Source organism: Streptomyces mangrovisoli (assembly GCF_000974985.2).
Taxonomy (GTDB): domain Bacteria; phylum Actinomycetota; class Actinomycetes; order Streptomycetales; family Streptomycetaceae; genus Streptomyces; species Streptomyces mangrovisoli.
Genome location: NZ_LAVA02000026.1, coordinates 170,879 through 194,438, shown reverse-complemented (window position 1 = coordinate 194,438; position 23,560 = coordinate 170,879). Strand labels below are relative to the sequence as shown.

Annotated in this window: 27 protein-coding genes and 4 tRNA genes; 24 read left to right on the top strand and 7 right to left on the bottom strand. The window is 70.7% G+C overall.

Annotation, left to right across the window (positions count from 1 at the left end; genetic code table 11):
• The first annotated feature begins 37 nt into the window (after window positions 1-37).
• The 4 genes from WN71_RS13335 to WN71_RS13320 all read left to right on the top strand — a co-directional run bounded on the left by WN71_RS13335 (window position 38) and on the right by WN71_RS13320 (window position 3,488).
• Window positions 38-1,537, top strand: a complete 1,500-nt coding sequence (locus WN71_RS13335; RefSeq protein WP_046583531.1) for an NADH-quinone oxidoreductase subunit N — start codon at window positions 38-40, stop codon at window positions 1,535-1,537.
• Window positions 1,538-1,722: 185 nt separating this feature from the next.
• Complete coding sequence (htpX, locus tag WN71_RS13330) at window positions 1,723-2,586, top strand: zinc metalloprotease HtpX (RefSeq protein ID WP_046583534.1); 864 nt, start codon at window positions 1,723-1,725, stop codon at window positions 2,584-2,586.
• A complete protein-coding gene (locus tag WN71_RS13325) occupies window positions 2,583-2,975 on the top strand; it encodes a YccF domain-containing protein (protein WP_046583536.1) in 393 nt (130 codons plus the stop codon). Before htpX ends, WN71_RS13325 begins: the two co-directional genes overlap by 4 nt.
• A gap of 246 nt (window positions 2,976-3,221) precedes the next feature.
• The gene (locus tag WN71_RS13320; protein ID WP_046583538.1) at window positions 3,222-3,488 is read left to right on the top strand and encodes a GlsB/YeaQ/YmgE family stress response membrane protein; all 267 of its coding nucleotides are present in this window, start codon (window positions 3,222-3,224) and stop codon (window positions 3,486-3,488) included.
• Window positions 3,489-3,618: 130 nt separating this feature from the next.
• Here the strand turns inward: WN71_RS13320 and WN71_RS13315 are convergent, their stop codons facing one another.
• Window positions 3,619-4,107, bottom strand: coding sequence for a YajQ family cyclic di-GMP-binding protein (locus WN71_RS13315; protein WP_046583540.1), 489 nt, complete (start codon window positions 4,105-4,107; stop codon window positions 3,619-3,621).
• Between the two features lie 222 nt (window positions 4,108-4,329).
• Here WN71_RS13315 and WN71_RS13310 point away from each other — a divergent pair.
• Window positions 4,330-4,411: transfer RNA gene (locus WN71_RS13310), tRNA-Tyr, on the top strand.
• A 225-nt stretch (window positions 4,412-4,636) separates the two neighbouring features.
• Here WN71_RS13310 and WN71_RS13305 read toward each other — a convergent pair.
• On the bottom strand, window positions 4,637-4,777 hold the full coding sequence (locus WN71_RS13305; protein ID WP_240529641.1) for a hypothetical protein: 141 nt from the start codon (window positions 4,775-4,777) through the stop codon (window positions 4,637-4,639).
• 442 nt (window positions 4,778-5,219) lie between these two features.
• Between WN71_RS13305 and WN71_RS42690 the strand changes: the two genes are divergently transcribed.
• Window positions 5,220-5,432, top strand: coding sequence for a hypothetical protein (locus tag WN71_RS42690; protein WP_079177837.1), 213 nt, complete (start codon window positions 5,220-5,222; stop codon window positions 5,430-5,432).
• Window positions 5,433-5,673: 241 nt separating this feature from the next.
• Here WN71_RS42690 and WN71_RS13300 read toward each other — a convergent pair whose 3' ends face one another.
• Complete coding sequence (locus tag WN71_RS13300; RefSeq protein WP_046583542.1) at window positions 5,674-6,330, bottom strand: SDR family oxidoreductase; 657 nt, start codon at window positions 6,328-6,330, stop codon at window positions 5,674-5,676.
• Between the two features lie 78 nt (window positions 6,331-6,408).
• Entirely contained in the window at window positions 6,409-7,680 is a 1,272-nt protein-coding gene (locus WN71_RS13295; protein WP_052742926.1) for an amidohydrolase family protein, read from the bottom strand.
• Between the two features lie 266 nt (window positions 7,681-7,946).
• Here WN71_RS13295 and WN71_RS13290 point away from each other — a divergent pair.
• The 8 genes from WN71_RS13290 (at window position 7,947) to WN71_RS13255 (ending at window position 13,073) form a co-directional block, all read left to right on the top strand.
• Window positions 7,947-8,019 (top strand) — tRNA-Thr (locus WN71_RS13290).
• A 46-nt stretch (window positions 8,020-8,065) separates the two neighbouring features.
• Window positions 8,066-8,138 (top strand) — tRNA-Met (locus WN71_RS13285).
• Window positions 8,139-8,227: 89 nt separating this feature from the next.
• A complete protein-coding gene (gene rpmG, locus WN71_RS13280; protein ID WP_003948671.1) occupies window positions 8,228-8,392 on the top strand; it encodes a 50S ribosomal protein L33 in 165 nt (54 codons plus the stop codon).
• Between the two features lie 173 nt (window positions 8,393-8,565).
• Window positions 8,566-9,021, top strand: a complete 456-nt coding sequence (locus WN71_RS13275) for a MaoC family dehydratase N-terminal domain-containing protein (RefSeq protein WP_046583545.1) — start codon at window positions 8,566-8,568, stop codon at window positions 9,019-9,021.
• Window positions 9,022-9,028: 7 nt separating this feature from the next.
• Window positions 9,029-9,457, top strand: a complete 429-nt coding sequence (locus WN71_RS13270) for a MaoC family dehydratase (RefSeq protein WP_046583547.1) — start codon at window positions 9,029-9,031, stop codon at window positions 9,455-9,457.
• A gap of 198 nt (window positions 9,458-9,655) precedes the next feature.
• Entirely contained in the window at window positions 9,656-10,225 is a 570-nt protein-coding gene (locus WN71_RS13265; RefSeq protein WP_206300068.1) for a TetR/AcrR family transcriptional regulator, read from the top strand.
• Between the two features lie 113 nt (window positions 10,226-10,338).
• The gene (locus WN71_RS13260) at window positions 10,339-11,805 is read left to right on the top strand and encodes a DHA2 family efflux MFS transporter permease subunit (RefSeq protein WP_046583551.1); all 1,467 of its coding nucleotides are present in this window, start codon (window positions 10,339-10,341) and stop codon (window positions 11,803-11,805) included.
• Between the two features lie 212 nt (window positions 11,806-12,017).
• The gene (locus WN71_RS13255; protein ID WP_046583553.1) at window positions 12,018-13,073 is read left to right on the top strand and encodes a UDP-N-acetylmuramate dehydrogenase; all 1,056 of its coding nucleotides are present in this window, start codon (window positions 12,018-12,020) and stop codon (window positions 13,071-13,073) included.
• Window positions 13,074-13,158: 85 nt separating this feature from the next.
• On the opposite strand, the gene WN71_RS13250 is transcribed toward WN71_RS13255, so the two are convergent.
• Window positions 13,159-13,791: an NAD(P)-dependent oxidoreductase gene (locus tag WN71_RS13250; RefSeq protein ID WP_046583555.1), complete on the bottom strand. Its 633-nt coding sequence runs from the start codon at window positions 13,789-13,791 to the stop codon at window positions 13,159-13,161.
• A gap of 120 nt (window positions 13,792-13,911) precedes the next feature.
• Between WN71_RS13250 and WN71_RS13245 the strand changes: the two genes are divergently transcribed.
• The gene (locus WN71_RS13245) at window positions 13,912-14,520 is read left to right on the top strand and encodes a TetR/AcrR family transcriptional regulator (protein WP_046583557.1); all 609 of its coding nucleotides are present in this window, start codon (window positions 13,912-13,914) and stop codon (window positions 14,518-14,520) included.
• 102 nt (window positions 14,521-14,622) lie between these two features.
• Complete coding sequence (locus WN71_RS13240; protein ID WP_046583560.1) at window positions 14,623-15,294, top strand: hypothetical protein; 672 nt, start codon at window positions 14,623-14,625, stop codon at window positions 15,292-15,294.
• Here WN71_RS13240 and WN71_RS13235 read toward each other — a convergent pair.
• Together WN71_RS13235 and WN71_RS13230 are read right to left on the bottom strand one after the other, a co-directional pair.
• A complete protein-coding gene (locus WN71_RS13235; protein ID WP_046583562.1) occupies window positions 15,275-16,315 on the bottom strand; it encodes an adenosine deaminase in 1,041 nt (346 codons plus the stop codon). The genes WN71_RS13240 and WN71_RS13235 overlap by 20 nt on opposite strands.
• 141 nt (window positions 16,316-16,456) lie before the next feature.
• Window positions 16,457-17,683: a pyridoxal phosphate-dependent aminotransferase gene (locus tag WN71_RS13230; protein WP_046583624.1), complete on the bottom strand. Its 1,227-nt coding sequence runs from the start codon at window positions 17,681-17,683 to the stop codon at window positions 16,457-16,459.
• Between the two features lie 260 nt (window positions 17,684-17,943).
• On the opposite strand from WN71_RS13230, the gene WN71_RS13225 reads away from it, so the two are divergent.
• From WN71_RS13225 to rplL, 8 genes are all read left to right on the top strand, one after another.
• Window positions 17,944-18,016: transfer RNA gene (locus WN71_RS13225), tRNA-Trp, on the top strand.
• A gap of 106 nt (window positions 18,017-18,122) precedes the next feature.
• On the top strand, window positions 18,123-18,410 hold the full coding sequence (gene secE, locus WN71_RS13220) for a preprotein translocase subunit SecE (RefSeq protein WP_046583563.1): 288 nt from the start codon (window positions 18,123-18,125) through the stop codon (window positions 18,408-18,410).
• Between the two features lie 80 nt (window positions 18,411-18,490).
• Window positions 18,491-19,375, top strand: a complete 885-nt coding sequence (gene nusG, locus WN71_RS13215; protein WP_046583565.1) for a transcription termination/antitermination protein NusG — start codon at window positions 18,491-18,493, stop codon at window positions 19,373-19,375.
• A gap of 168 nt (window positions 19,376-19,543) precedes the next feature.
• Window positions 19,544-19,978 (top strand): 50S ribosomal protein L11, encoded by a 435-nt coding sequence (rplK, locus tag WN71_RS13210; protein WP_046583567.1) that lies wholly within the window; start codon window positions 19,544-19,546, stop codon window positions 19,976-19,978.
• 99 nt (window positions 19,979-20,077) lie between these two features.
• Window positions 20,078-20,809, top strand: coding sequence for a 50S ribosomal protein L1 (gene rplA, locus WN71_RS13205; protein ID WP_046583569.1), 732 nt, complete (start codon window positions 20,078-20,080; stop codon window positions 20,807-20,809).
• A gap of 200 nt (window positions 20,810-21,009) precedes the next feature.
• Window positions 21,010-21,933, top strand: coding sequence for an SCO4651 family lipoprotein (locus WN71_RS13200; RefSeq protein WP_046583571.1), 924 nt, complete (start codon window positions 21,010-21,012; stop codon window positions 21,931-21,933).
• A gap of 311 nt (window positions 21,934-22,244) precedes the next feature.
• On the top strand, window positions 22,245-22,775 hold the full coding sequence (rplJ, locus tag WN71_RS13195) for a 50S ribosomal protein L10 (protein ID WP_046583574.1): 531 nt from the start codon (window positions 22,245-22,247) through the stop codon (window positions 22,773-22,775).
• Window positions 22,776-22,896: 121 nt separating this feature from the next.
• Window positions 22,897-23,280: a 50S ribosomal protein L7/L12 gene (rplL, locus tag WN71_RS13190; RefSeq protein WP_167382925.1), complete on the top strand. Its 384-nt coding sequence runs from the start codon at window positions 22,897-22,899 to the stop codon at window positions 23,278-23,280.
• The last annotated feature ends 280 nt before the right edge of the window (window positions 23,281-23,560 follow it).

The following is a 23,560-nucleotide window of genomic DNA, read 5'->3' as shown; positions in this document are numbered from 1 at the left end:
TGAGCTCCTCCGTCCAGCTCCTCGCAGGAGGCACCCGATGAGCTCCCTCGTCCAGTCCGTCGACTGGCTCGCCATCGCGCCGCCCGTCGTCGCCGCGGCCGTCGGTCTGGCCATCCTGGTCGCCGATCTCTTCCTGCCCGACGCGCGCAAGCCGCTGCTCGGCTGGACGGCCGTCGCCGGACTCGCCGCCTCCGCCGCCCTGCTGCTGCCGCTCCTGGACCACGACCGCAGCACCTTCTGCCTGACCGGCTCCCCGCACGCGTGCAGCTACACCGCCGACCGCTTCACCCTGGTCGTCCAGTTCCTCGTCCTCGGCGGGGCCCTGCTGACCGCGCTGCTGTCCGTGACCTCCCTCAAGGACGAACGCGGCAACCTGCCCGAGGGGGAGTTCTGGTTCCTGCTGCTCTCCTCCGCCGCGGGCGCGGCCCTGCTGCCCGCCTCCCGTGACCTCGCGACCCTGATCGTCGCCCTGGAGGTCGCCTCCCTGCCCGCCTTCGCCCTGGTCGGCCTCAGGCACGGCGACCGGAGGTCCTCGGAAGCCGCCCTGAAGTTCTTCCTGTCGTCGGTCACCGCCACCGCGGTCTCCCTGATGGGCATCAGCTTCGTCTACGCCACCACCGGCACCCTCTACCTCACCCAGGTGGCCGACCGCCTCCCGCACGTCGACGGGCAGTTCCACACCCTCGCGCAGACCGGCGTCGTCCTCACCCTCATCGGCTTCGCCTTCAAGACGGCGGCCGTCCCGTTCCACTTCTGGGTGCCCGACACCTACGTCGGCGCGCCCCTGCCCATCGCCGCCTACCTGTCGGTCGTCGGCAAGGCCGTGGGCTTCTCCGGGCTCATCCTGGTCACCGTCGTCGCGTTCCCCTCGTACGCCGACGTCTGGGGCCCCGCCCTCGCCGTGCTGGCCGCCCTCACCATGACCGTGGGCAACGTCGGCGCGCTGCGCCAGCAGGCCACGCGCGCGTACAGCGCCGTACGACTGCTCGCCTGGTCCTCGGTCGGCCAGGCCGGCTACCTCCTGGTGCCGATCGCGGCCGCCGGATACGCCGACGACCCCCAGAAGGCGGTCGGCTCCACGGTCGCGTACGCCCTCATGTACGGCGCCGTGAACCTCGGCGCCTTCGCGGTCGCCGCACTGGTCGGCCGTACGACGTCCGGCAACCGGCTCGCCGACTACCGCGGCCTGTACGCCTCGAACCCCCTGGCGGCGCTGCTCCTGGCGTTCTTCCTGCTCTGCCTGGCCGGTCTGCCGCCGGGTGTCATCGGGCTGTTCGCCAAGGTCACGGTGTTCTCGACGGCCGTCGACGCGGGCCTCGGCTGGCTCGCCGTCGTCATGGCCGTCAATGTCGCGATCGCCCTGTACTACTACCTCCAGTGGACCGCGCTGCTGTTCCGCGCGCGGGAGGGCGAGCCGGTGAAGCACCGCGTCCCCGTCCCCCTCACGGCCGCCCTCGCCCTCACCGGCGTGATCGGCGTCGTCCTGTCGGGCGCACCGCAGCTGGTGCTGCGCTTCACGGCCACCGGGCTGTTCTGACCGCTCACCCGGACGGCCCACCCCGCGCCGCCGCGCACAAGGGAACTAGTGGCTCCCGCCTGGCGTTGACCAGTGCGGGAGGGTCCACTGGAAGTGACATCACCGCACCAGTGGCACCGCGGACCACGACCAGCAAGCGAGACCAAGCAAAGGGTTCCCCTGCTGCACGACTTGGAGGGCGTACCGTGCACCGCCGGCACAACGGGCTCAGGACGGCAGTACTCCTCGGCGTACTGTCCGCGCTCATCATCCTCATCGGCAGCTTCTTCGGCCGGGTGGGCCTGGTCGTCGCCCTCGTCGTCGCCCTCGGCACGAACGCGTACGCGTACTGGAACAGCGACAAGCTCGCACTGCGCGCGATGCGCGCCCGGCCGGTGAGCGAGTTCGAGGCGCCGGCCCTCTACCGCATGGTCCGCGAACTCTCGACGCAGGCGCGCCAGCCCATGCCGCGCCTGTACATCTCCCCGACGGAGGCGCCCAACGCCTTCGCGACGGGCCGCAATCCGCGCAACGCCGCTGTGTGCTGCACGGAGGGCATCCTGCGCATCCTGGACGAGCGCGAGCTGCGCGGCGTCATCGGCCACGAGCTCAGCCACGTCTACAACCGCGACATCCTGATCTCGTCGGTCGCCGGCGCCCTCGCCTCGGTGATCATGTTCCTGGTCAACTTCGCCTGGCTGATCCCGATCGGCCGCTCGGACGACGACGACGGCCCCGGCATCATCGGCCTGCTGCTGATCATGATCCTCGGCCCGCTCGCGGCCACCCTCATCCAGCTCGCCATCAGCCGCTCCAGGGAGTACGAGGCCGACGCCTCCGGCGCTCGTGTCACCGGCGACCCGTTGGCCCTGGCCAGCGCCCTGCGCAAGCTCGACGCAGGCACCAAGCAGCTCCCGCTGCCGCCCGAGCCGCGGATCGAGACCGCCAGCCACATGATGATCGCGAACCCCTTCCGCCCCGGTGAGGGGCTGTCGAAGATGTTCTCCACCCACCCGCCGATGGCGGAGCGCATCGCCCGGCTCGAGAAGATGGCAGGTCGATCCCAGTGAGAACCATCCTGAACGTCATCTGGCTGATCCTGAGCGGCTTCTGGCTGTTCCTCGGGTACATCCTCGCGGGCATCCTGCTCTGCATCACGATCATCGGCATCCCCTTCGGGATCGCGGCCTTCCGGATCGGCGTCTACGCGCTGTGGCCCTTCGGGTACACCACGGTCGAGCGGCACGACGCGGGCGCGCCGTCCTGCGTCGGCAACGTGCTGTGGCTGGTCCTCGCGGGCTGGTGGCTGGCCCTGACCCACATCGTCACGGGCATCGCGATGTGCATCACGATCATCGGCATCCCGTTCGGCATCGCGAACTTCAAGCTGATCCCGGTGTCGCTGCTGCCGCTGGGCCGCGAGATCGTCCGCACGGACGAGCCGTTCGCGGGCCGCTGACCCGCCGGTCCGCGGTCCGCCGATCCCTGGTCTGCTGACCCACGGGCCCGCCGGTCCGCTCGCCACGGGGAACCGACCGCCCTCCCGCCACGTCTCTCCCTCCGTAGGGCAACGAACACGCGCACGGAGCGGGAGAAGCGGCCCGGTGAGGTTCCGCGGCGCGGTCGGCGCGGCACACAGCCGTCGCGGACCCGATTCACAGGGACCGGACGGTGCGAACACAGCGTGGGAGGGCAGGTTCACGGCATGGGCATCATCAGTTGGATCATCCTGGGCCTGTTGGCCGGCGCCATCGCCAAAGTCCTGCTGCCGGGCCGTGACCCCGGCGGCTTCATCGGCACCACCCTCATCGGCGTCGCGGGCGCGTTCATCGGCGGCTGGATATCCAGCCGCTGGCTGGACCACCCCATCAGCAAGCACTTCTACGACGGCGCCACCTGGGTGGCCGCCATCGGCGGCTCACTGGTCCTGCTGATCGTCTACCGGCTCCTGTTCGGCAACTCGCGCGACTGAACGACCCCCGGACCGCGGCCAGCAGGCAGGAAGGGTGGGCACCGACGGGTGCCCACCCTTCTTGTGACTCCGCGGCGCGCACGATGCGGCGCACCCGGCCGTCTCGGGACGGCCTCGCGGGCGTCCGTGCCTACCGGTAGTTCACGAACTGGAGCGCGAAGTCGAAGTCCCTGCCCTTCAGCAGCGCGATGACGGCCTGGAGGTCGTCACGGCTCTTGGAGCTCACCCGCAGCTCGTCACCCTGCACCTGGGCCTTGATGCCCTTCGGGCCCTCGTCACGGATGATCTTCGCCACCTTCTTGGCGTTCTCCTGGGAGATGCCCTCCTCGATGGAGGCGAAGATCTTGTACTCCTTGCCGGAGAGCTGCGGCTCGCCCGCGTCCAGCGACTTCAACGAGATGCCCCGCTTGACCAGCTTGGTCTCGAAGACGTCGAGGACCGCCTTGACCCGGTCCTCGGAGTTCGCCTCCATCAGGATCTTCTCGCCGGACCATGAGATCGAGGCGCCCACGCCCTTGAAGTCGTAGCGCTGCGAGATCTCCTTGGCGGCCTGGTTGAGGGCGTTGTCGACCTCCTGCCGCTCGACCTTCGAGACGATGTCGAAACTGGAGTCGGCCATGTCCTGTGGCTCCTTGTGTCCGGATGTGTATCGGGGTGCGCAACGGCGTACTGGGCCGCAGCCGAGCCCGGTGTCGACCCGGGCCGCATTCGGACAAGCCTAGCCACCCGGCGTCCCCCGGGCGCAGATCAATCGAGTGGCGAAGCACCCCCACGCATCGGGTATTGTTTACGTCGTTGCCAGGGAGCGCCGCGGAACCGCGGTACGACCGGCTTCAACCCCGGCGGTGTGCCCGAGCGGCCAAAGGGAGCAGACTGTAAATCTGCCGGCTCAGCCTTCCCAGGTTCGAATCCTGGCGCCGCCACACTGGGGAAGACCCCCTTCGTTCCGTGGAAACACGGAGTGGAGGGGGTCTCTTCGTGTTGCGGGTGATGCCTCGCGTGGAATCGGCGCGGGGCGGCGAGCTGACCTGCCTCACGGCGGCTGAACCGTCGCCGCGTGCCGTCGGGCGGTCTGGGGGGGGCGGGTCCCACGGCTGGGCCGGAGGAAGGGGCCGCACCAGGCTCGGTGGGCCCCGGGAATCCGTCGGTCAATCGCCCACGGTGACGGCCCACCGCACGGTGGAGGGCGCCGTCACGCTCACGGTCCCCTGCGTGCGGGGATGCTTCAGGGTCAGCTGGTTGTAGGTGCTGCTGACTTCCCCCGCGACGCATTCCAGCGGGAAACTCATGCCGACCGGGCTGACCGTGACGGTCAGTTTCCCCTGCCCTGGCAGTTCACCACGTCCGTGCCGGAGAGGGCGAGCTGCTGGGCGAAGCGGCGGGAGCGGTGTTGTGGCTCTCGCCGTCACCGGTGCAGCCGGCGACGAGGGTTCAAGGAACTGCCCATCCGGTGGGGATCGCTCAAAGGCGGTCGGACGGTGGTGACCGTATGGCAGGGGCATGACGGAGGCGAAGGTTCCGTGTCGTCCTTGAGGAAGTGCTGAGGTTGAGGTCGGAGGGCCATTCGCCGCGACGCCGGACGCCGTCCTGTTCGGCGAATCCCTAACGCCCGATGCATGGCCGGGGATCCATGGGCGCGGTCCGGGCCGGGCGGGCTGGGCGTCGGGAGGGGGCGGTGCGATGCCTCGCGCCATGTGTGACGTGCGGTGCGCGGCAAGGCACACTGATCCCATGTCCGCGCGCCGTAGCCGTTGCCCCGAGTGTCGTCGGGAGATCGCTGTCGTCGCCGGGCGGTTCGCTCGGCATGATCCGCCCGGGGCCCGTGAGTACGCGCGGTTCGTGTCCTGTCCCGGCTCGCGTCGGTCCGCGGAACTCGACGGGCCCCAGCCGTCGTTGGACGGGTACGTCGTCCCCGAGTTCCCGGGTCAGCTGCCGCTGTTCTGACGGAGCCCTGACGTCAGGTCAGCGTGGCGCGCCCCGGCGCCAGTTGCCCAGGCGGGGCATGCCTTGGTGTCGGTGTCGGTTGCCCCGACGTGGCGCGTCCCGGTCGCTCGGTTGCCCAGGCGTGGGCGCGTCCCGGCTGCTCAGGTGTCCAGCCAGGCGTGGCGCGCCCCGGCTGCTGGGTTGCCCAGGCGTGGGCGCGTCCCGGTCGCTCGGTTGTCCGGGCCCGGCCCGTCCCGGTCTCTCAGTTGCCCGCCACCGACTTCACCGCCACCGACACCGGGGTCGTACCGCCGATCAGTTCCAGTGTCAGGCCCGCCGTCGCCGAGGAGTCGACCAGCTCCGCGAGTACGGCCGCCACGTCGTCCCGGGAGACCGGGCCGCGGCCGGTGTGCGCCTCCAGGCGGACCAGGCCGGTTCCGGCGTCGTCCGTCAGCGCGCCGGGGCGCAGGATCGTCCAGTCCACCCCGCGCAGACCGCGCACATGGGCGTCGGCCTCGCCCTTGGCCCGCAGGTAGATGTCGAAGACCTCGTCGCCCGCGTGGTCCGCGTCCGCGCCCATCGACGAGACGATCACCAGGCGCGGCACGCCGGCGGCCACCGCCGCGTCCGCGAACAGCACCGCCGCGCCGCGGTCCACGGTGTCCTTGCGGGCCGTTCCGCTGCCCGGGCCCGCCCCCGCCGCGAACACTGCCGCGTCCGCGCCGCGCAGGCGCTCCGCGACCTCCTCGACCGAGGCCGACTCCATGTCCAGGACGACCGGTTCCGCGCCCGCCGCCCGTAGGGCGTCCGCCTGCTCGGCCTTGCGGATGATCCCCGCCACCTCGTCACCGCGCCCGGCGAGCAGCCGCTCCAGCCGCAGCGCGATCTGACCATGACCTCCAGCGATGACAATGCGCATGATTCCGACCGTACGCCCACGCGGGCGCCCGCGCCGTACGACTTCCGGCCCCGGTCGGGCGGGGTCCGCCCCGCGCCGTCAGGAGACCTCGCTGCGGCCCTGTCTCGGCAGTCCCGGTTCCGCCGCCGCGGCCGAACTGCAGTACTCCCGGACCGCGCTGGTCCGCGCCACCACCCGGCCCCGGTGCACCACGATCCTGCTGTACGCCAGCGACAGCGCCCCGGCCAGCCGGTCGCCGCGGACCGCCAGCAGGTCGGCCGGGAAGCCCGCCTCCACCCGTACCTCGGGCAGGCCCAGCGCCGCCCGCGCGGACGTGCTCACCGCGTCGTACGCGTCCTCGGGGCGCAGGCCGTGCCGGGAGGCGAGGAGGTAGGCCGCCTCCAGCGGGTCCCCCCGGCCCACCGGGTTCGAGACGTCCCGCAGCGCGCCGCTGCCCGCCGCCAGCCGCACCCCGGCCGCGCGCAGCAGCCGTACCGGAGCCGTGGCCCGCCGGTTCGCGCCGGCGCAGCCGCCCTGCGGCAGGCACACCACCGTCACGCCCGCCGCGGCGAGTTGGTCCGCGGTGCGGGCCGCCACCTCGCCGGGCAGCCGGCCGAGCCCGCCGCAGGGGCTCAGCGTCACGCCGGGGCGCAGCCCGCCCGCCATCGCCGCGAGCCGGGCCAGCCGCGCCGGATCGTCCGCGTCGGTGTGCAGGTCGACCGGGCAGCCGTGCTCGGAGGCCAGTTCCAGGACCGCCTCCGCGTAGCCCGTGGGGTCGGGGTCGGCGTCCGGGCAGCCGCCCACCACCGAGGCGCCCATCTTCAGGGCGTCCCGCAGCATCGCGAGCCCGTCCGCCCCGGCCAGCCCGGTCAGCAGCCGCGGCATCGCCACGGTCGTCAGTTCGGCCAGCCCGCGCAGCGAGCGGCGCGCCCGGAGCACGGCGGCGAGCGCGCCGAGGCCCTGCACGTCGTCCACCCGCACCTGCGCGCGCAGCGCCGTCGCGCCGTGCCCCAGCTGCAGCAGGGCCGCCTCCGTCGCGCGCCGCTGGACGTCGTCGGGGTCGTACGACACCGGGCCGTCCGTGTCCGCCGACAGCGCGGTGTCGGCGTGCGCGTGCGGCTCCGCCGGGGCCGGCAGCAGCAGGTAGCCGCCGAGGTCCACCCGGGCGCACCGGCCGGTGCCGGTGCCGGCCGTGAGACTGCCGGCCGTGCCGACCGCCTCGATCCGGCCGCCGCCCAGCCGTACGTCCACGGTCCGGCCGTCGGTCAGCCGGGCCCCGCAGAGCAGGAGGGGAGCGGGCGGCGGACACGACGCGGACGATCCCGAGGACGGCGAGGACGAGTGGGGCGGCTGCGGCTGGCTGTCGGGCATCGCGCTCCAAGGGCTCGGCGGCTGCGGGCACGGGCTGGGGTGGGGACGCGTCCTGCTCCACGTCCACCACGCAAGATCACGCAGAGTGAGTCGAGCCTAGGGTGGAGATCCGCTCACGGCCGGGAGGAGCGCAATAGTCGTACCGGTGTGGTCCGCCGTGCGGGAGGGGCCGACAGGGCCGCCAGGGCCTGCTGTGACGGCCCGGAGGGGCGGCTCGAAACGGATTTGGGCGAACGGCTGCCTACCGTGTAATGTCTTCATCGCTCGCCCCAATAGCTCAGTCGGCAGAGCGTCTCCATGGTAAGGAGAAGGTCTACGGTTCGATTCCGTATTGGGGCTCTGGTGAGGGAGGTTCCCGTCGCGAGGCGGGAACCGAACACATCAAAGCGGTGTAGCTCAGTCGGTAGAGCAAGCGGCTCATAATCGCTGTGTCACCGGTTCAAGTCCGGTCACCGCTACACATAGTAGCCGATTGTGGGGTCGGTCCTCCGATCGGCTACTCTTTTTTTGCGTTCAATCTGTCTACCGTCCGTCAAGGAGCACTCACGTGGCTGCCACCGACGTCCGCCCGAAGATCACGCTGGCCTGCGTGGAGTGCAAGGAGCGGAACTACATCACCAAGAAGAACCGGCGTAACAACCCGGACCGACTGGAGATGAAGAAGCACTGCCCGCGTTGCAACGCGCACACCGCGCACCGCGAGACGCGATAAATCAGGCTCGTACACGAGGCCGCCCCCGCAGTCGGGGGGCGGCCTCGTGTCGTTTCGGCCCGGGTTACCGGCCGGTTGGGGCCACCGTGCGGCGACCGCCGTGCGGTCGGGGCCCGGATCCGGCCGCCGGGTGCCCAGAGCAGAGTTCAGGCGACAGCAGGAGGTGCCGGGCCATGGCGCTCGACCAGTCCTTCGTGGGGCGGACCTACCCGCCCACCGACCCCTACGAGGTGGGCCGGGAGAAGATTCGCGAGTTCGCGGAGGCCGTGGGTGACGCCAACCCGGCGTACACGGACCCGGACGCCGCCAAGGCGCTCGGCCACGCCGATGTGATCGCCCCGCCGACCTTCGTGTTCGCGATCACGTTCAAGGCCGCCGGCGAGGTCATCGCCGACCCGCAACTGGGCCTGGACTACAGCCGTGTGGTGCACGGCGACCAGAAGTTCGCCTACACCCGGCCGGTGCGCGCGGGCGACCGGCTGACCGTCACCTCCACCATCGAGGCGATCAAGTCGATGGCCGGCAACGACATCCTGGACGTCCGGGGCGAGGTGCACGACGAGGCGGGCGAGCACGTCGTCACCGCCTGGACCAAGCTCGTGGCCCGTGCCGCGGCCGAGGAGGCGTGAGACACCGATGACGGCGAAGATCGCTTACGACGAGGTCGAGGTCGGCACCGAGCTCCCGGCCCAGAGTTTCCCGGTGACGCGCGCCACGCTGGTGCAGTACGCGGGCGCCTCCGGGGACTTCAACCCGATCCACTGGAACGAGAAGTTCGCCAAGGAGGTCGGGCTGCCGGACGTCATCGCGCACGGCATGTTCACCATGGCCGAGGCGGTCCGTGTGGTCACCGACTGGACCGGGGACCCGGGCGCGGTCGTCGAGTACGGCGTCCGCTTCACCAAGCCGGTCGTCGTGCCCAACGACGACCAGGGCGCCCTGATCGAGGTCAGCGGCAAGGTCGCGGCGAAGCTCGACGACAACACCGTGCGGGTGGATCTGACGGCGACCAGCGCCGGGCAGAAGGTGCTGGGGATGTCCCGGGCGGTCGTGCGGCTGGCCTGACGGCCAGGTTCCGAGCCCGGTCCTGTGACGGAGCCACGTTCAGAGCCCGGTCCTGTGGCGGAGCCACGTTCCGAGCCCGGTCCTGTGACGGAGTTCGAGGTAAGGGGCGCCCTCGTTTGAGGGCGCCCCTTACTCGTCGTCAAACGTCTCCCAGAGCCCCCCTTGCGAAGTTAGTGATTGCGTACTAACTTACTTCCCATGGCCAGGATGAGTGCAGAGGAGCGGCGCGAGAGCGTCATCCGCGCGGCGACCGCCGAGTTCGCCCGTGGCGGATATCACGGCACGAGCACCGAGGCGATCGCCAAGCGCGTCGGGGTCTCGCAGCCGTATCTCTTCCGGCTCTTCCCGGGCAAGAAGGCGATCTTCCTCGCCGCCGCCGAGCGCTGCGTCGAGGACACCATCCGGACCTTCCAGGAGGCCGCCAAGGGCCTGGAGGGCGAGGAGGCGAAGCACGCCATGGGGGACGCGTACGTCGAGGTCATCGCGGAGCGGCCCGAGCGGCTGATGATGCAGATGCAGATGTACGTCGCCGTGGCCGCCGCCGAGCAGGAGGGCGACCACGAGTTCGGCGAGGCCGTGCGGGCCGGCTGGATGCGGCTGTGGGACACCGTCCATCTGCCGCTCGGCGCGGACCCGGGCGAGACCACGACGTTCCTGGCGACCGGAATGCTCATCAACACGCTGGTGGCGATGGGGTTCCCGCCCGGACACCGGGTGTGGGAAGGGCTGTTCGAGGGTCCGGGCGCCGCCTGCGGGCCCGGGGAGTAGGCGGGAGGACCGGGGGTCACGGCTCCCGGTCCGGGGTCGTCCATGATCGTAGAAGTTAGTCATCAATAACTAACCAAAGATCCCAGTCAACCAACGATCTCTCTGGGGGAGAGATGTCACAGCAGACCGAGACCGAGACCGTGGCACGCCGCGGGGGCGCCGCCTGGGCCCTCGTCATCACCAGCGTCGCCGGATTCATGGCGGCCCTCGACAACCTGGTCGTCACCACCGCGCTGCCCTCCATCCGCAAGGACCTCGGCGGCGCGCTGGACGACCTCGAATGGACCGTGAGCGCCTACACGCTCACCTTCGCCGTGCTGCTGATGTTCGGCGCCGCCCTCGGCGACCGGTTCGGGCGCCGCCGGCTCTTCCTGGCCGGGCTCACCGTCTTCACCGGGGCCTCCGCCGCAGCGGCCATGGCACCCGGCATCGACTCCCTCATCGCCGCGCGGGCGATCCAGGGCGTCGGCGCCGCCGTGATGATGCCGCTGACGCTCACCCTGCTGACCGCCGCCGTGCCCGCCGCCAAGCGGGGCCTCGCCTACGGCATCTGGGGCGCCGTCAACGGCCTCGCGGTCGCCTCCGGGCCGCTGATCGGCGGCAGCCTCACCGAACACGTCTCCTGGCACTGGATCTTCTGGCTGAACGTGCCCCTCGGCCTCGCCGTGCTGCCGCTCGCCCGGCTGCGCCTCGCCGAGTCGTACGGCACCGGCGCCCCGCTGGACGTGCCCGGCACCCTGCTCGCCAGCGGCGGCCTCTTCGGCATCGTCTACGGCCTGGTCCGCGGGCCCGCCGACGGCTGGACCGACTCCCTGGTGCTGACCGGCCTGTTCGCGGGCGGCGCGCTGCTCGTCGGCTTCGTCCTGCACGGCGCCCGCGCCGAGAACCCCATGCTGCCGATGCGGCTCTTCCGCTCCCGCGCCTTCGCCGGCATCAACGCCGCCAGCCTGCTGATGTTCCTCGGCATGTTCGGCTCGATCTTCCTGCTCAGCCAGTACATGCAGGGCGTGCTCGGCTACTCGCCCACCGAGGCGGGCCTCAGGATGCTGCCCTGGACCGGGATGCCGATGCTGGTCGCGCCGATCGCGGGCATCCTCTCCGACCGCATCGGCGGCCGCCCGGTCGTCGCCGCCGGCCTGTTCCTCCAGGCGGCCGGGCTCGGCTGGATGGCGTCCGTGGTGGCCGCCGACGTCTCCTACGCCGCCCAGCTGCCCGCCCTGATCATCAGCGGCGTCGGCATGGCCCTGTACTTCGCCCCGGCGGCCAACCTGGTCATGTCCAGCGTGCGGCCCCAGGAGCAGGGCATCGCCTCCGGCGCCAACAACGCGCTGCGCGAGGTCGGCGGCGCCCTCGGCATCGCGATCATGTCGTCGATCTTCGCGGCCCAGGGCGGCTACGCCTCCGGGCAGGACTTCGTCGACGGACTGCGGCCCGCGCTGGTCACCGGCTCCGCGGTGGTCGCGCTCGCCGGGATCGCGGCCCTGCTGATCCCCACCCGGCGGCGCGCCGCGCAGATCGTCGCGGCGGGGGAGGAGACCCCGGCCGCCGACCTGGACGACCTGGAGACGGCCGGCCGCTGAGCCCTGCCGCACCCACCGCCACACGCGCGTAGGGCCCCTTCCACGGCGAAGGGGCCCTACGCGCGCGTACCGACGTCCTCGAAGCCGTATGCGCGGACGCGTGCCCGGCCCGGTGGGGCCCGTTCGCGGGGAACCGCGAGACCAGCCCCCACCGGCCCGCGCGGCGCGTGCGCCCCGCGGTGCTGTCGGTCCCGTCTCGTACTCTTGGGCGCGTGCAGGAACTCCACGATGCCCCCCTCGCCCCGCTGACCACCTTCCGCCTGGGCGGGCCCGCGACCCGGCTCGTCACCGCGGCCACCGACGCCGAGGTGATCGCCGCCGTGCGCGAGGCCGACGACAGCGGGACCCCGCTGCTGCTCATCGGCGGCGGGTCGAACCTGGTCATCGGCGACAAGGGCTTCGCGGGCACCGCCCTCGTCGTCGCCACCAAGGGCTTCGCCCTCGACGGCACCACCCTGGAGCTGGCGGCCGGCGAGGTGTGGACCGACGCCGTCGCGCGCACGGTCGAGGCCGGGCTCGCCGGTGTCGAGTGCCTGGCCGGCATCCCCGGCTCGGCCGGCGCCACCCCGATCCAGAACGTCGGGGCGTACGGCCAGGAGGTGTCCGCCACCATCACGGAGGTCGTCGCCTACGACCGCGAGGCCCGCGAGACGGTCACCCTCACCAACGAGGAGTGCGCGTTCTCGTACCGCCACAGCCGCTTCAAGGCGCACCCCGAGCGCTTCGTCGTGCTGCGCGTCCGGTTCGCGCTGGAGGACGCGGGCGGCCTGTCCGCGCCGATCCGGTACGCCGAGACGGCCCGCGCCCTCGGCGTGGAGCCCGGTGACCGGGTGCCCCTCGATGCGGCCCGCGAGACCGTGCTGAAGCTGCGGTCCGGCAAGGGCATGGTGCTCGACCCCGAGGACCACGACACCTGGTCGGCGGGTTCCTTCTTCACCAACCCGATCCTCACCGACGAGCAGTTCGCGGCCTTCCACGCGCGCGTGGAGCAGCGGCTCGGCGACGGCACCGAACCGCCCGCCTACCCGGCGGGGGAGGGGCACATCAAGACGTCGGCGGCCTGGCTGATCGACAAGGCGGGCTTCACCAAGGGCTACGGCACCGGGCCCGCCCGCATCTCCACCAAGCACACCCTGGCGCTCACCAACCGGGGCGAGGCCACCACCGAGGACCTGCTCGCGCTGGCCCGCGAGGTGGTCGCGGGCGTGCGCGAGGCGTTCGGGGTCACGCTGGTCAACGAGCCGGTGACGGTGGGTGTGAGCCTCTAGGGCCTGTCCGGGGCGCGACCGGCCCTGGACCGGTCGTGTGCGGGTGCCCGGCCCCAGGGTCTGCCGCGCGCAGGCCCCCGTACGCCTAGTACGCCACCCCCACCCCCTGCTTCACCGTCGCCGGGTCCGCGGCCGCCGCGAGCATCGCGTGGGCCACGTCCGCCCGGCCGATGAAGCGTCCCTTGGGCGGGAAGCCGGCGATCGTCATGCGGTAGGTGCCGGTGACCGGCTTGTTCTGGAGCCGCGGCGGCCGCACCGACGTCCAGTCCGTGCCGCTGCGGGCCAGCTCCGCCTCCATCTCGCGCAGGTCGTCGTAGACGTCCTTGAGGAGCGCGGAGATCGCGCCGCGTGCGGCCCGGTCCAGCAGCCCCGCGCCCGCCGGCTCCGGGCCCACCGGGCCCGCGCTGACCACGACCAGCCGCCGTACGCCCTCCGCGTCCATGGCGCGCAGCACCGTGCGGGTCAGCCGGGTGGCCACCCCCGCGTCCTTGCGGCTGCGCGGGCCGAGGCCCGACAGGACCGCGTCCCGGCCCGCGACGGCCGGCCGTACGGTCTCCGGGTCGCCGAGGTCCGCGCGGACCACCGTGAGCCGTTCGCCCTGGACCGGCAGCCGTGCCGGGTCCCGTACCACCGCCGTGACCTCGTGTCCCGCGGACAGGGCCTGGCGGACGATTTCCTGGCCGACGCCTCCGGTGGCGCCGAAAACGGTGAGTTTCATGACTGCTCCCGTGTCCCCGCAGCGCGGCGGGTGAGAATCAGGTGGGTGAGTATTCACTCACCTCGCTTCCTCTAGAGTGGGTAAGCATTCACTCACCCGTCAACCCCTGGAGACCCCGCAATGGAGAGAACGGCCCGAGTCCGCATCCTCGACGCAGCTCACCAGCTGATGCTCACCGTGGGGCTGGCCCGCGCCACCACCAAGGAGATCGCCAAGGCGGCCGGCTGCTCCGAGGCCGCGCTCTACAAGTACTTCCCGAGCAAGGAGGAGCTGTTCATCCACGTACTGGGCGAACGGCTCCCGCAGCTGACCCCGCTGCTGCGCAGCCTGGTGGCCGAGCCGGGCCGCGGCACCCTGGAGGAGAACCTCACCGCGATCGCCCGCCAGGCGGCCCTCTTCTACGAGCAGAGCTTTCCGATAGCCGCCTCGCTCTACGCCGAACAGGGTTTGAAGAAGCGCCACGACAACGCCATGCGGACCATGGGCTCCGGGCCGCACAAGCCCATCGAGGGTCTCGACGCCTATCTGCGCGCCGAACAGGACGCGGGCCGGATCCGCCCGGGCGCGGACACCTTCGCGGCCGCCTCCCTGCTGCTCGGCGCCTGCGCGCAGCGCGCCTTCGCCTACGAGGCGAGCCCGACCGGCGAACGCCCCCCGGTGGACGACTTCGCCGCCCGCCTCGCACGCACCCTGCTGAGCGGAATCTCCGTTGCGGACGGCTCCGCCTGAGCGCGACCCTGACGCCATGGAGACAGCCCTGGAAGCAGCCAAGGAGACAGCCCTGGAAACAGCCATGGGGACAGCCAGGGAGAAAGCCATGGCGGCGGCGCCGTGCGGCTGAGGCTGCGTGAGTTCCGGCCGCGGACCGGCCCGCACGAGCACCGCGTCGTGCAGCCGCGGAGCCCGCTGCGCCACGCCTCACTGCGCGATCCGGCCCCCATCGGCACCCTCATGGCCGACCACGACGGGCTGAACCGGCTGGCCGGCCTCTTCGCCTTCGCCGCCTGCTCGCGGCACACGGTCGTACACCTGCCGCTGCGCGACGCGGTCCCGCCCGACGAGGGCGTGGGAGAGTTCGTGGACCTGGTCCTCGCGCATCACTCCTACGGGCTGCGCGCGAGCGGGTGGCCGGCGCTGCGGCGCGGGCTCGGGCCGGGCAGGCCGCTCACCGTCGAGACCGACGAGGCGCGCACCCGGCGCGACGCGGCGGCCTGGCGGGCGCGGGCGCGGCACGCGGACTTCCGGGACGACCTGCGCCACCTCACGCACGCCCGCACGTACTTCCTGTTCGGCAGTCGCGGCGTGTTCGCCGAGGCGGCCGACTCCTTCGCCCACGCGGCCGCGCGGGGGCCGTACGCCGAGCGGGTCGCCCGGGGGCACGCCTCCCTGGCCGCCAGGGTCGACGGGCTGCGGCAACCACCCGGCGGCGGTCATCCCTTCGAGGTACTGATCCTCTTCAAGGCGTATCCGCCCTACGCCCACTTCAGGCGGCCGGGCCGCTGAGCCAGTCGTCCACGCCCGACAGCAGCTTCTCCTTCACGTCCTGCGGGGCAGCCGAGGCGCGCACCGACTGCCGTGCCAGCTCGGCCAGTTCGGCGTCCGTGAAGCCGTGGTGGCGGCGCGCGATCTCGTACTGGGCCGCGAGCCGGGAGCCGAACAGCAGCGGGTCGTCGGCGCCCAGGGCCAGCGGGACGCCCGCCTCGAACAAGGTGCGCAGCGGGACGTCCGCGTGCTTCTCGTACACGCCCAGGGCGACATTGGAGGCCGGGCACACCTCGCAGGTGACCTGCCGGTCGGCGAGACGCTTCAGCAGTCGCGGGTCCTCGGCCGCGCGCACGCCGTGGCCGATGCGGTGGGCGTGCAGGTCGTCCAGGCAGTCGCGGACGGAGGCCGGGCCGGTCAGCTCGCCGCCGTGCGGCGCGGAGAGCAGGCCGCCCTCCCGGGCGATGTGGAAGGCGCGGTCGAAGTCGCGCGCCATGCCCCGGCGTTCGTCGTTGGAGAGGCCGAAGCCGACCACGCCCCGGTCGGCGTAGCGCACGGCCAGGCGCGCCAGTGTGCGCGCGTCCAGCGGGTGCTTCATGCGGTTCGCCGCGACCAGCACCCGCATCCCGAGCCCGGTGTCCCGCGACGCCGTGTCGACGGCGTCCAGGATGATCTCCAGGGCCGGGATGAGACCGCCGAGCCGGGGCGCGTACGACGTCGGGTCCACCTGGATCTCCAGCCAGCCCGAGCCGTCCTTCAGGTCCTCCTCGGCCGCCTCACGGACGAGCCGCCGGATGTCGTCCGGCTCGCGCACGCAGGAGCGCGCGGCGTCGTACAGGCGCTGGAAGCGGAACCAGCCGCGCTCGTCGGTGGCGCGCAGCCGTGGCGGCTCGTCGCCGGTGAGGGCCTCGGTCAGGGCGTCGGGCAGCCGTACGCCGTACTTGTCGGCCAGCTCCAGGACGGTGCCCGGCCGCATCGAGCCGGTGAAGTGCAGGTGGAGATGGGCTTTCGGCAGCTCAGAGACATCACGTACACGCTCCATTGGAGGATCCTGCCGTATGTCCGCGGTGTCCTGGTAGCCGTTTCCCCGAACGTGGTCTTGCTCGCACACGGATACGAGGACGACGGGCCGCCTCCCCGGAGGGAGACGGCCCGTACGCGCGCGTGCGGAGTGACCCCGAGGTCAGTCCCGCGCCTCCGCGAGGAGCTTCTGGATGCGGCTGACGCCCTCGACGAGGTCCTCGTCACCGAGGGCGTACGACAGCCGCAGGTAGCCCGGCGTGCCGAAGGCCTCGCCCGGGACCACCGCGACCTCGACCTCGTCCAGGATCAGCGCGGCCAGCTCGACCGTGTCCTGCGGGCGCTTGCCGCGGATCTCCTTGCCGAGCAGCGCCTTCACCGACGGGTAGGCGTAGAACGCGCCCTCCGGCTCCGGGCAGTACACGCCGTCGATCTCGTTCAGCATCCGCACGATGGTCCGGCGGCGCCGGTCGAAGGCCTCGCGCATCGTCGCGACGGCCTCCAGGTCGCCGGAGACGGCGGCCAGGGCGGCGACCTGCGCGACGTTGGAGACGTTCGAGGTGGCGTGCGACTGGAGGTTCGTCGCGGCCTTCACGACGTCCTTGGGGCCGATGACCCAGCCCACGCGCCAGCCCGTCATGGCGTACGTCTTCGCCACGCCGTTGACGACGATGCACTTGTCGCGCAGCTCGGGCAGGAGCGCGGGCAGCGAGGTGAACTCGGCGTCGCCGTAGACGAGGTGCTCGTAGATCTCGTCGGTGAGGACCCACAGGCCGTGCTCGACGGCCCAGCGGCCGATCGCCTCGGCCTCGGCGCGGCTGTAGACGGCGCCCGTCGGGTTGGACGGGGAGACGAACAGGACGACCTTGGTCCGCTCCGTGCGGGCCGCCTCCAGCTGCTCCACGGTGACGCGGTAGCCGGTGGTCTCGTCCGCGACGACGTCGACGGGGACACCGCCGGCCAGCCGGATCGACTCCGGGTACGTCGTCCAGTACGGCGCCGGGACGATGACCTCGTCGCCCGGGTCGAGGATCGCGGCGAAGGCCTCGTAGATGGCCTGCTTGCCGCCGTTGGTGACCAGGATCTGCGACGGGTCGACCTCGTAGTCCGAGTCGCGCAGGGTCTTCGCGGCGATCGCGGCCTTCAGCTCGGGCAGACCGCCGGCCGGCGTGTAGCGGTGGTACTTGGGGTTCTTGCACGCCTCTACGGCGGCTTCGACGATGTAGTCCGGGGTCGGGAAGTCGGGCTCACCGGCGCCGAAGCCGATCACCGGACGCCCGGCGGCCTTGAGGGCCTTGGCCTTGGCGTCCACGGCGAGGGTGGCGGACTCGGAGATCGCGCCGACTCGGGCGGAGACCCGGCGCTCGGTGGGAGGGGTTGCAGCGCTCATGAGGCCCATCGTTCCAGACCGGAAACACGCCCGGCACGCAGGTTTCACGGACTGAACAGGTTCGGGCAAATCACTGAACATCCGTCCGGATTCCCGCCCCGGCCTGGGCGATCTTCGGTCCCGTGGCCGCGCACCGGCACTTTCTGTTCGACGCCCGGCGCAGGAACACGTACACTCTCACCTCGTTGGCCTCCGACGGCCCGCGCCAGACGGTGCACATCGAGCACCCGCCCGGATGCGGTACGTTGGGGAGCAACCAAAGGGTCGTAGCTCAATTGGTAGAGCACTGGTCTCCAAAACCAGCGGTTGGGGGTTCAAGTCCCTCCGGCCCTGCTACACACACCGCCAGGATGTGTGCACATGTACGTACAGCGATGCACCGCCGTGCGGCTCCGACCGGGCGCGGCACGGCCACGACCCGGAATCAGGTGAGGATGTTATGACGGACGCCGTGGGCTCCATCGACACGCCTGATGCCCAGGACGAGATCACCGAGTCGACGAAGAAGGCCCGCAAGGGTGGCAAGCGTGGCAAGAAGGGCCCCCTCAAGCGGCTCGGCACGTTCTACCGCCAGGTAGTCGCCGAACTCCGCAAGGTTGTCTGGCCGACGCGCAACCAGCTCACGTCGTACACCACTGTGGTGATCTTCTTCGTCGCGATCATGATCGCCCTGGTGACCGTGATTGACTATGGGCTCAACCACGCGGCCAAGTACGTCTTCGGCTGAGCCAAGAGCGAAGGGCGCCGTGGTACCGGCGCCCGTTTTCGCATGTTCCAAAACTATGTATCCAGGAAGAAGCAGCCACCGTGTCTGACCAGAACCTGAACGACGCCATCGAGCCGGACGAGCAGGTCGACGACGAGCTGGACATCGTCGAAGGCGCGGACGAGGACCTGGACGAGTTCGAGGCTGCCGACGCCGAGGCGGGCGAGCCCGCCGAGGAGGCCGCGCTGAGCGTCGAGGACGAGGACGCCGCGCTGGACACGGAGACCGACGAGGCGGACGAGGACGCCGCCGACGTCGCCGAGATCGAGGCCGAGGCCGAGGAGACCGAAGAGGAGCCGGCCGAGCCGGTGGACCCGGTCCAGGCCCTGCGCGAGGAACTGCGCACCCTGCCCGGCGAGTGGTACGTCATCCACACCTACGCCGGCTACGAGAACCGCGTGAAGACCAACCTGGAGCAGCGCGCGGTCTCCCTGAACGTCGAGGACTACATCTTCCAGGCCGAGGTGCCGCAGGAAGAGGTCGTCCAGATCAAGAACGGCGACCGCAAGACGATCCGCCAGAACAAGCTTCCCGGCTATGTCCTGGTGCGCATGGACCTCACCAACGAGTCCTGGGGCGTCGTCCGCAACACGCCCGGCGTCACGGGCTTCGTCGGCAACGCCTATGACCCCTACCCGCTGACCCTGGACGAGATCGTCAAGATGCTCGCCCCGGAGGCGGAGGAGAAGGCGGCCCGCGAGGCCGCCGAGGCCGAGGGCAAGCCCGTGCCGCAGCGCAAGGTCGAGGTCCAGGTGCTGGACTTCGAGGTCGGCGACTCGGTCACCGTCACCGACGGCCCGTTCGCCACGCTCCAGGCCACCATCAACGAGATCAACCCCGACTCCAAGAAGGTCAAGGGTCTGGTGGAGATCTTCGGTCGCGAGACTCCGGTGGAGCTCTCCTTCGACCAGATCCAGAAGAACTAGCACTTTCTGGACGAACTGCTTCCGCGCAGGTCAGACAGGGGCTCACGCCCGGTCTGACCTGCTCGGTTTTTGGCCGCGCATCCATACCCGTTATCGTTGTGCGGTATGCCTGCGTTCGGGTGCTCCCCGGAAGCAGGCAGGACCCGAACCGAAAGGACCCGGAGAGCTATGCCTCCCAAGAAGAAGAAGGTCACGGGGCTCATCAAGCTCCAGATCAACGCCGGTGCGGCGAACCCCGCCCCGCCGGTCGGCCCCGCGCTCGGTCAGCACGGCGTCAACATCATGGAGTTCTGCAAGGCCTACAACGCCGCGACCGAGTCGCAGCGTGGCTGGGTGATCCCGGTGGAGATCACGGTCTACGAGGACCGCACCTTCACCTTCATCACCAAGACGCCGCCGGCCGCGAAGATGATCCTCAAGGCCGCTGGTGTCGAGAAGGGCTCCGGCGAGCCCCACAAGACCAAGGTCGCCAAGATCACCGAGGCGCAGGTCCGCGAGATCGCGACGACCAAGCTCCCCGACCTCAACGCCAATGACCTGGACGCCGCGTCGAAGATCATCGCCGGCACCGCGCGTTCCATGGGCATCGTCGTCGAGGGCTGAGCCCACACCAGTAGTCATGCGGCCCCGTAGGGCCGCGCGTGGCAGGGCCTGCTCGGCCCGTACACCCACGACTCCTTACAGCACACACAGGAGCAGATAGTGAGCAAGCGCAGCAAGGCTCTCCGCGCTGCGGACGCCAAGGTCGACCGGGAGAAGCAGTACGCCCCGCTCGAGGCCGTCCGTCTCGCCAAGGAGACCTCCACGACCAAGTTCGACGGCACCGTCGAGGTCGCCTTCCGCCTGGGTGTCGACCCGCGCAAGGCCGACCAGATGGTCCGTGGCACCGTGAACCTCCCGCACGGCACCGGTAAGACCGCCCGGGTCCTGGTCTTCGCGACCGGTGACCGTGCCGAGGCCGCGCGTGCCGCGGGCGCCGACATCGTCGGCTCCGACGAGCTCATCGACGAGATCTCCAAGGGCCAGCGCCTGAACGAGTTCGACGCCGTCGTCGCCACCCCGGACCTCATGGGCAAGGTCGGCCGCCTCGGCCGCGTCCTCGGCCCCCGTGGTCTGATGCCGAACCCGAAGACGGGCACCGTCACCCCCGACGTGGCGAAGGCCGTCAACGAGATCAAGGGCGGCAAGATCGAGTTCCGCGTCGACAAGCACTCGAACCTGCACTTCATCATCGGCAAGACGTCGTTCGACGACGACAAGCTGGTGGAGAACTACGGCGCCGCGCTGGAGGAGATCCTCCGTCTGAAGCCGTCCGCCGCCAAGGGTCGCTACATCAAGAAGGCCGCCATCAGCACCACGATGGGCCCCGGCATCCAGGTCGACCCGAACCGCACCCGTAACCTCCTCGTCGAGGAGGACCCGGCCGCCGTCTGAGCCCCGCGCTCACCCAGGTAGCCGCGTCAGGAACGCGTCAAAAAGAGGCGGGCCCCGCAACCTTCACCGGTGCGGGGCCCGTCTTTTCGTTGTGCGCCCGCCGTGAACGGCGGCCGGGCAGCCGGGCGTTAATGGGCGCGCGTGATGTCAGTGCCCGCGATTAACCTGCGTGGCACAGCGAATGCATAGGGGTGGGACGGATGAAGAGCACGACCGTGCGGGGGATGGCCCTGTCGATCGCGGTGGGGACCGCGCTGACCGGGGTGGCCGCATGCAACTCCTCCTCGGGGGGCTCCGGAAAGGCCGCGGACGACAAGGCGGTGCACCGGGGCACCACGCATGTGAGCCCGATCGCCGCGCTGCGCTCTGCGGAGCACTCCACCGACCAGGCGGACTCCGCCGAGGTCGAGTCGACGACCAGCATCGGCTCGGTGATGTCCATGACCGGCGACGGCTCCCTCGCCTGGGGCGACGGCGTCACCGGCGCGCTCACCATCACCTACACGGGTGGTACGACGGCCGAGACGATGCGCAAGCTCGGCAGCGACACCATGCAGGCGCGCTACCTGCCCGACGCCTACTACGCGAAGATGGGCGACGTCTTCGCCCAGCAGGCCGGCGGCAAGCACTGGGTGCGCTACGGCTACGACGACCTGGAGGCGCTCGCCGGCAGCTCGGGGGCGTATCTCAAGGACCAGATGCAGAACACCACGCCGAACCAGTCGGTGAAGCTGCTGCTCGCCTCCGGGGACGTCCAGAAGGTCGGCACGGCCACGGTGCGCGGCCAGGACACCACGCACTACTCCGGCACGGTGGACGTCGCGGACCTGGCGGGCAAGAACTCCGATCTCAGCGCCGCCCAGCTGAAGGCCCTCAAGGAGCAGCTGACCCAGGCCGGGGTGAGCACCGAGCAGATCGACATCTGGGTCAACGGCGACGACCTGCTGGTGAAGAAGACCGAGCGGGCGGAGATGACGGCCGGTCTGATGACCCAGACGGCGTACTACAGCCACTACGGCGTGAAGGTCTCGGTGCAGAAGCCCCCGGCGGGCGACACGGTGGACTTCACGAAGCTGGTCAACCAGGGCGACGCGAGTTCGGGCTCGGGCACCAGCGCCTCCTGATCCCGCCGAAAACGTCGTCGCGGTGGCGCCGTACGGGCGGATTTGCTCGACGGCGCCCCGTTCACGTACTCTCCTTCTGAAGCCAAAGACCGCTGGTCGTTGCCGTGTTCTCGCAAGAGGGTGCGGTAGCCGAAGGATCCGCTGAACAGTGGACGACCCGCGCAGGTGTCAGTGGAAGTGCTCCCGGAGATCGCCGCCCCCACAGGCGTGTGAACAACGGTCGAGCTACGCCCCGTGCGCCTGCGCCGGGGCGTTTTGTTTGTTCAGTCCCTTCCGAGCGGTCCCATCACCCGGAAGGAGGCCGACGCTCTATGGCAAGGCCCGACAAGGCTGCCGCGGTAGCCGAGCTGACGGAGCAGTTCCGTAGCTCGAACGCCGCCGTGCTGACCGAGTACCGGGGTCTCACCGTGGCGCAGCTCAAGACGCTGCGTCGTTCGCTCGGTGAGAACGCCCAGTACGCCGTGGTGAAGAACACGCTGACCAAGATTGCGGCCAACGAGGCCGGGATCACGACGCTCGACGACCTGTTCAACGGTCCGACGGCGGTCGCCTTCGTCACCGGTGACCCGGTGGAGTCGGCGAAGGGTCTTCGTGACTTCGCCAAGGACAACCCGAACCTCGTCATCAAGGGCGGTGTCCTTGACGGCAAGGCGCTGTCCGCCGACGAGATCAAGAAGCTTGCGGACCTCGAGTCCCGCGAGGTTCTGCTCGCCAAGCTGGCGGGCGCCATGAAGGGCAAGCAGACGCAGGCTGCGCAGCTCTTCCAGGCGCTCCCCTCGAAGCTCGTCCGCACCGTGGACGCGCTGCGCGCCAAGGTCGACGAGCAGGGCGGTGCCGAGTAACTCGGCTCGCGAAATGACCGCCGCCCGAAGGCTCCTTGCCCGGGGCGGAGGTCGTAGCGGGCCGAACGTACGCCCGCCATACATGTACATCCGGCACCAGCCGATTTAGCGAAGGGAAGCCATCATGGCTCTCACCCAGGACGAACTGCTCGCCGAGTTCGAGGGCATGACCCTCATCCAGCTCTCCGAGTTCGTGAAGGCGTTCGAGGAGAAGTTCGACGTCACCGCCGCCGCGGCCGTCGCCGTCGCGGGCCCGGCCGGTCCGGCCGCCGCCGCCGAGGCCGAGGAGGAGAAGGACGAGTTCGACGTCATCCTCACCGGTGCCGGCGACAAGAAGATCCAGGTCATCAAGGTCGTGCGCGAGCTCACCTCCCTGGGTCTCAAGGAGGCCAAGGACCTCGTGGACGGCGCCCCGAAGCCCGTCCTCGAGAAGGTCGCCAAGGACGCCGCCGAGAAGGCCGCCGAGGCCCTCAAGGGCGCCGGTGCGGCCGTCGAGGTCAAGTAACACCTCACGAAGGCCTGACGGCCTTCAGCGGGTCCTGACGGGCCTGTAACGCGCGAGCGAGAAAGAGCGATCATCCATCCGGGTGGTCGCTCTTTCGCGTTCCCGGGGGGCGCGACCACGGTCACCCTGCACCGTGACGGCGGGGGGTATGGTGATCTTCGTCGTGTCTCCGGACACCCCTGTTCGTCCTGGTTCGGGCAGGGGGTGAGTAGGGGGGCCTTGACGAACCGCACGCAGCGCGCAATTCTCAGGACGCGTCGTCACAAGGATCCGAATCCGA

Excerpts from the sequence above, each read along its gene's own strand:
- WN71_RS13335 (WP_046583531.1), top strand. The coding sequence starts at position 38 with ATGAGCTCCCTCGTCCAGTCCGTCGACTGGCTCGCCATCGCGCCGCCC.
- WN71_RS13320 (WP_046583538.1), top strand. The coding sequence starts at position 3,222 with ATGGGCATCATCAGTTGGATCATCCTGGGCCTGTTGGCCGGCGCCATC.
- WN71_RS13315 (WP_046583540.1), bottom strand. The coding sequence starts at position 4,107 with ATGGCCGACTCCAGTTTCGACATCGTCTCGAAGGTCGAGCGGCAGGAG.
- WN71_RS13305 (WP_240529641.1), bottom strand. The coding sequence starts at position 4,777 with ATGAGTTTCCCGCTGGAATGCGTCGCGGGGGAAGTCAGCAGCACCTAC.
- WN71_RS42690 (WP_079177837.1), top strand. The coding sequence starts at position 5,220 with ATGTCCGCGCGCCGTAGCCGTTGCCCCGAGTGTCGTCGGGAGATCGCT.
- WN71_RS13300 (WP_046583542.1), bottom strand. The coding sequence starts at position 6,330 with ATGCGCATTGTCATCGCTGGAGGTCATGGTCAGATCGCGCTGCGGCTG.
- WN71_RS13295 (WP_052742926.1), bottom strand. The coding sequence starts at position 7,680 with ATGCCCGACAGCCAGCCGCAGCCGCCCCACTCGTCCTCGCCGTCCTCG.
- WN71_RS13275 (WP_046583545.1), top strand. The coding sequence starts at position 8,566 with ATGGCGCTCGACCAGTCCTTCGTGGGGCGGACCTACCCGCCCACCGAC.
- WN71_RS13270 (WP_046583547.1), top strand. The coding sequence starts at position 9,029 with ATGACGGCGAAGATCGCTTACGACGAGGTCGAGGTCGGCACCGAGCTC.
- WN71_RS13265 (WP_206300068.1), top strand. The coding sequence starts at position 9,656 with ATGGCCAGGATGAGTGCAGAGGAGCGGCGCGAGAGCGTCATCCGCGCG.
- WN71_RS13260 (WP_046583551.1), top strand. The coding sequence starts at position 10,339 with ATGTCACAGCAGACCGAGACCGAGACCGTGGCACGCCGCGGGGGCGCC.
- WN71_RS13250 (WP_046583555.1), bottom strand. The coding sequence starts at position 13,791 with ATGAAACTCACCGTTTTCGGCGCCACCGGAGGCGTCGGCCAGGAAATC.
- WN71_RS13245 (WP_046583557.1), top strand. The coding sequence starts at position 13,912 with ATGGAGAGAACGGCCCGAGTCCGCATCCTCGACGCAGCTCACCAGCTG.
- WN71_RS13235 (WP_046583562.1), bottom strand. The coding sequence starts at position 16,315 with ATGGAGCGTGTACGTGATGTCTCTGAGCTGCCGAAAGCCCATCTCCAC.
- WN71_RS13230 (WP_046583624.1), bottom strand. The coding sequence starts at position 17,683 with ATGAGCGCTGCAACCCCTCCCACCGAGCGCCGGGTCTCCGCCCGAGTC.
- secE (WP_046583563.1), top strand. The coding sequence starts at position 18,123 with ATGACGGACGCCGTGGGCTCCATCGACACGCCTGATGCCCAGGACGAG.
- rplK (WP_046583567.1), top strand. The coding sequence starts at position 19,544 with ATGCCTCCCAAGAAGAAGAAGGTCACGGGGCTCATCAAGCTCCAGATC.
- WN71_RS13200 (WP_046583571.1), top strand. The coding sequence starts at position 21,010 with ATGAAGAGCACGACCGTGCGGGGGATGGCCCTGTCGATCGCGGTGGGG.
- rplJ (WP_046583574.1), top strand. The coding sequence starts at position 22,245 with ATGGCAAGGCCCGACAAGGCTGCCGCGGTAGCCGAGCTGACGGAGCAG.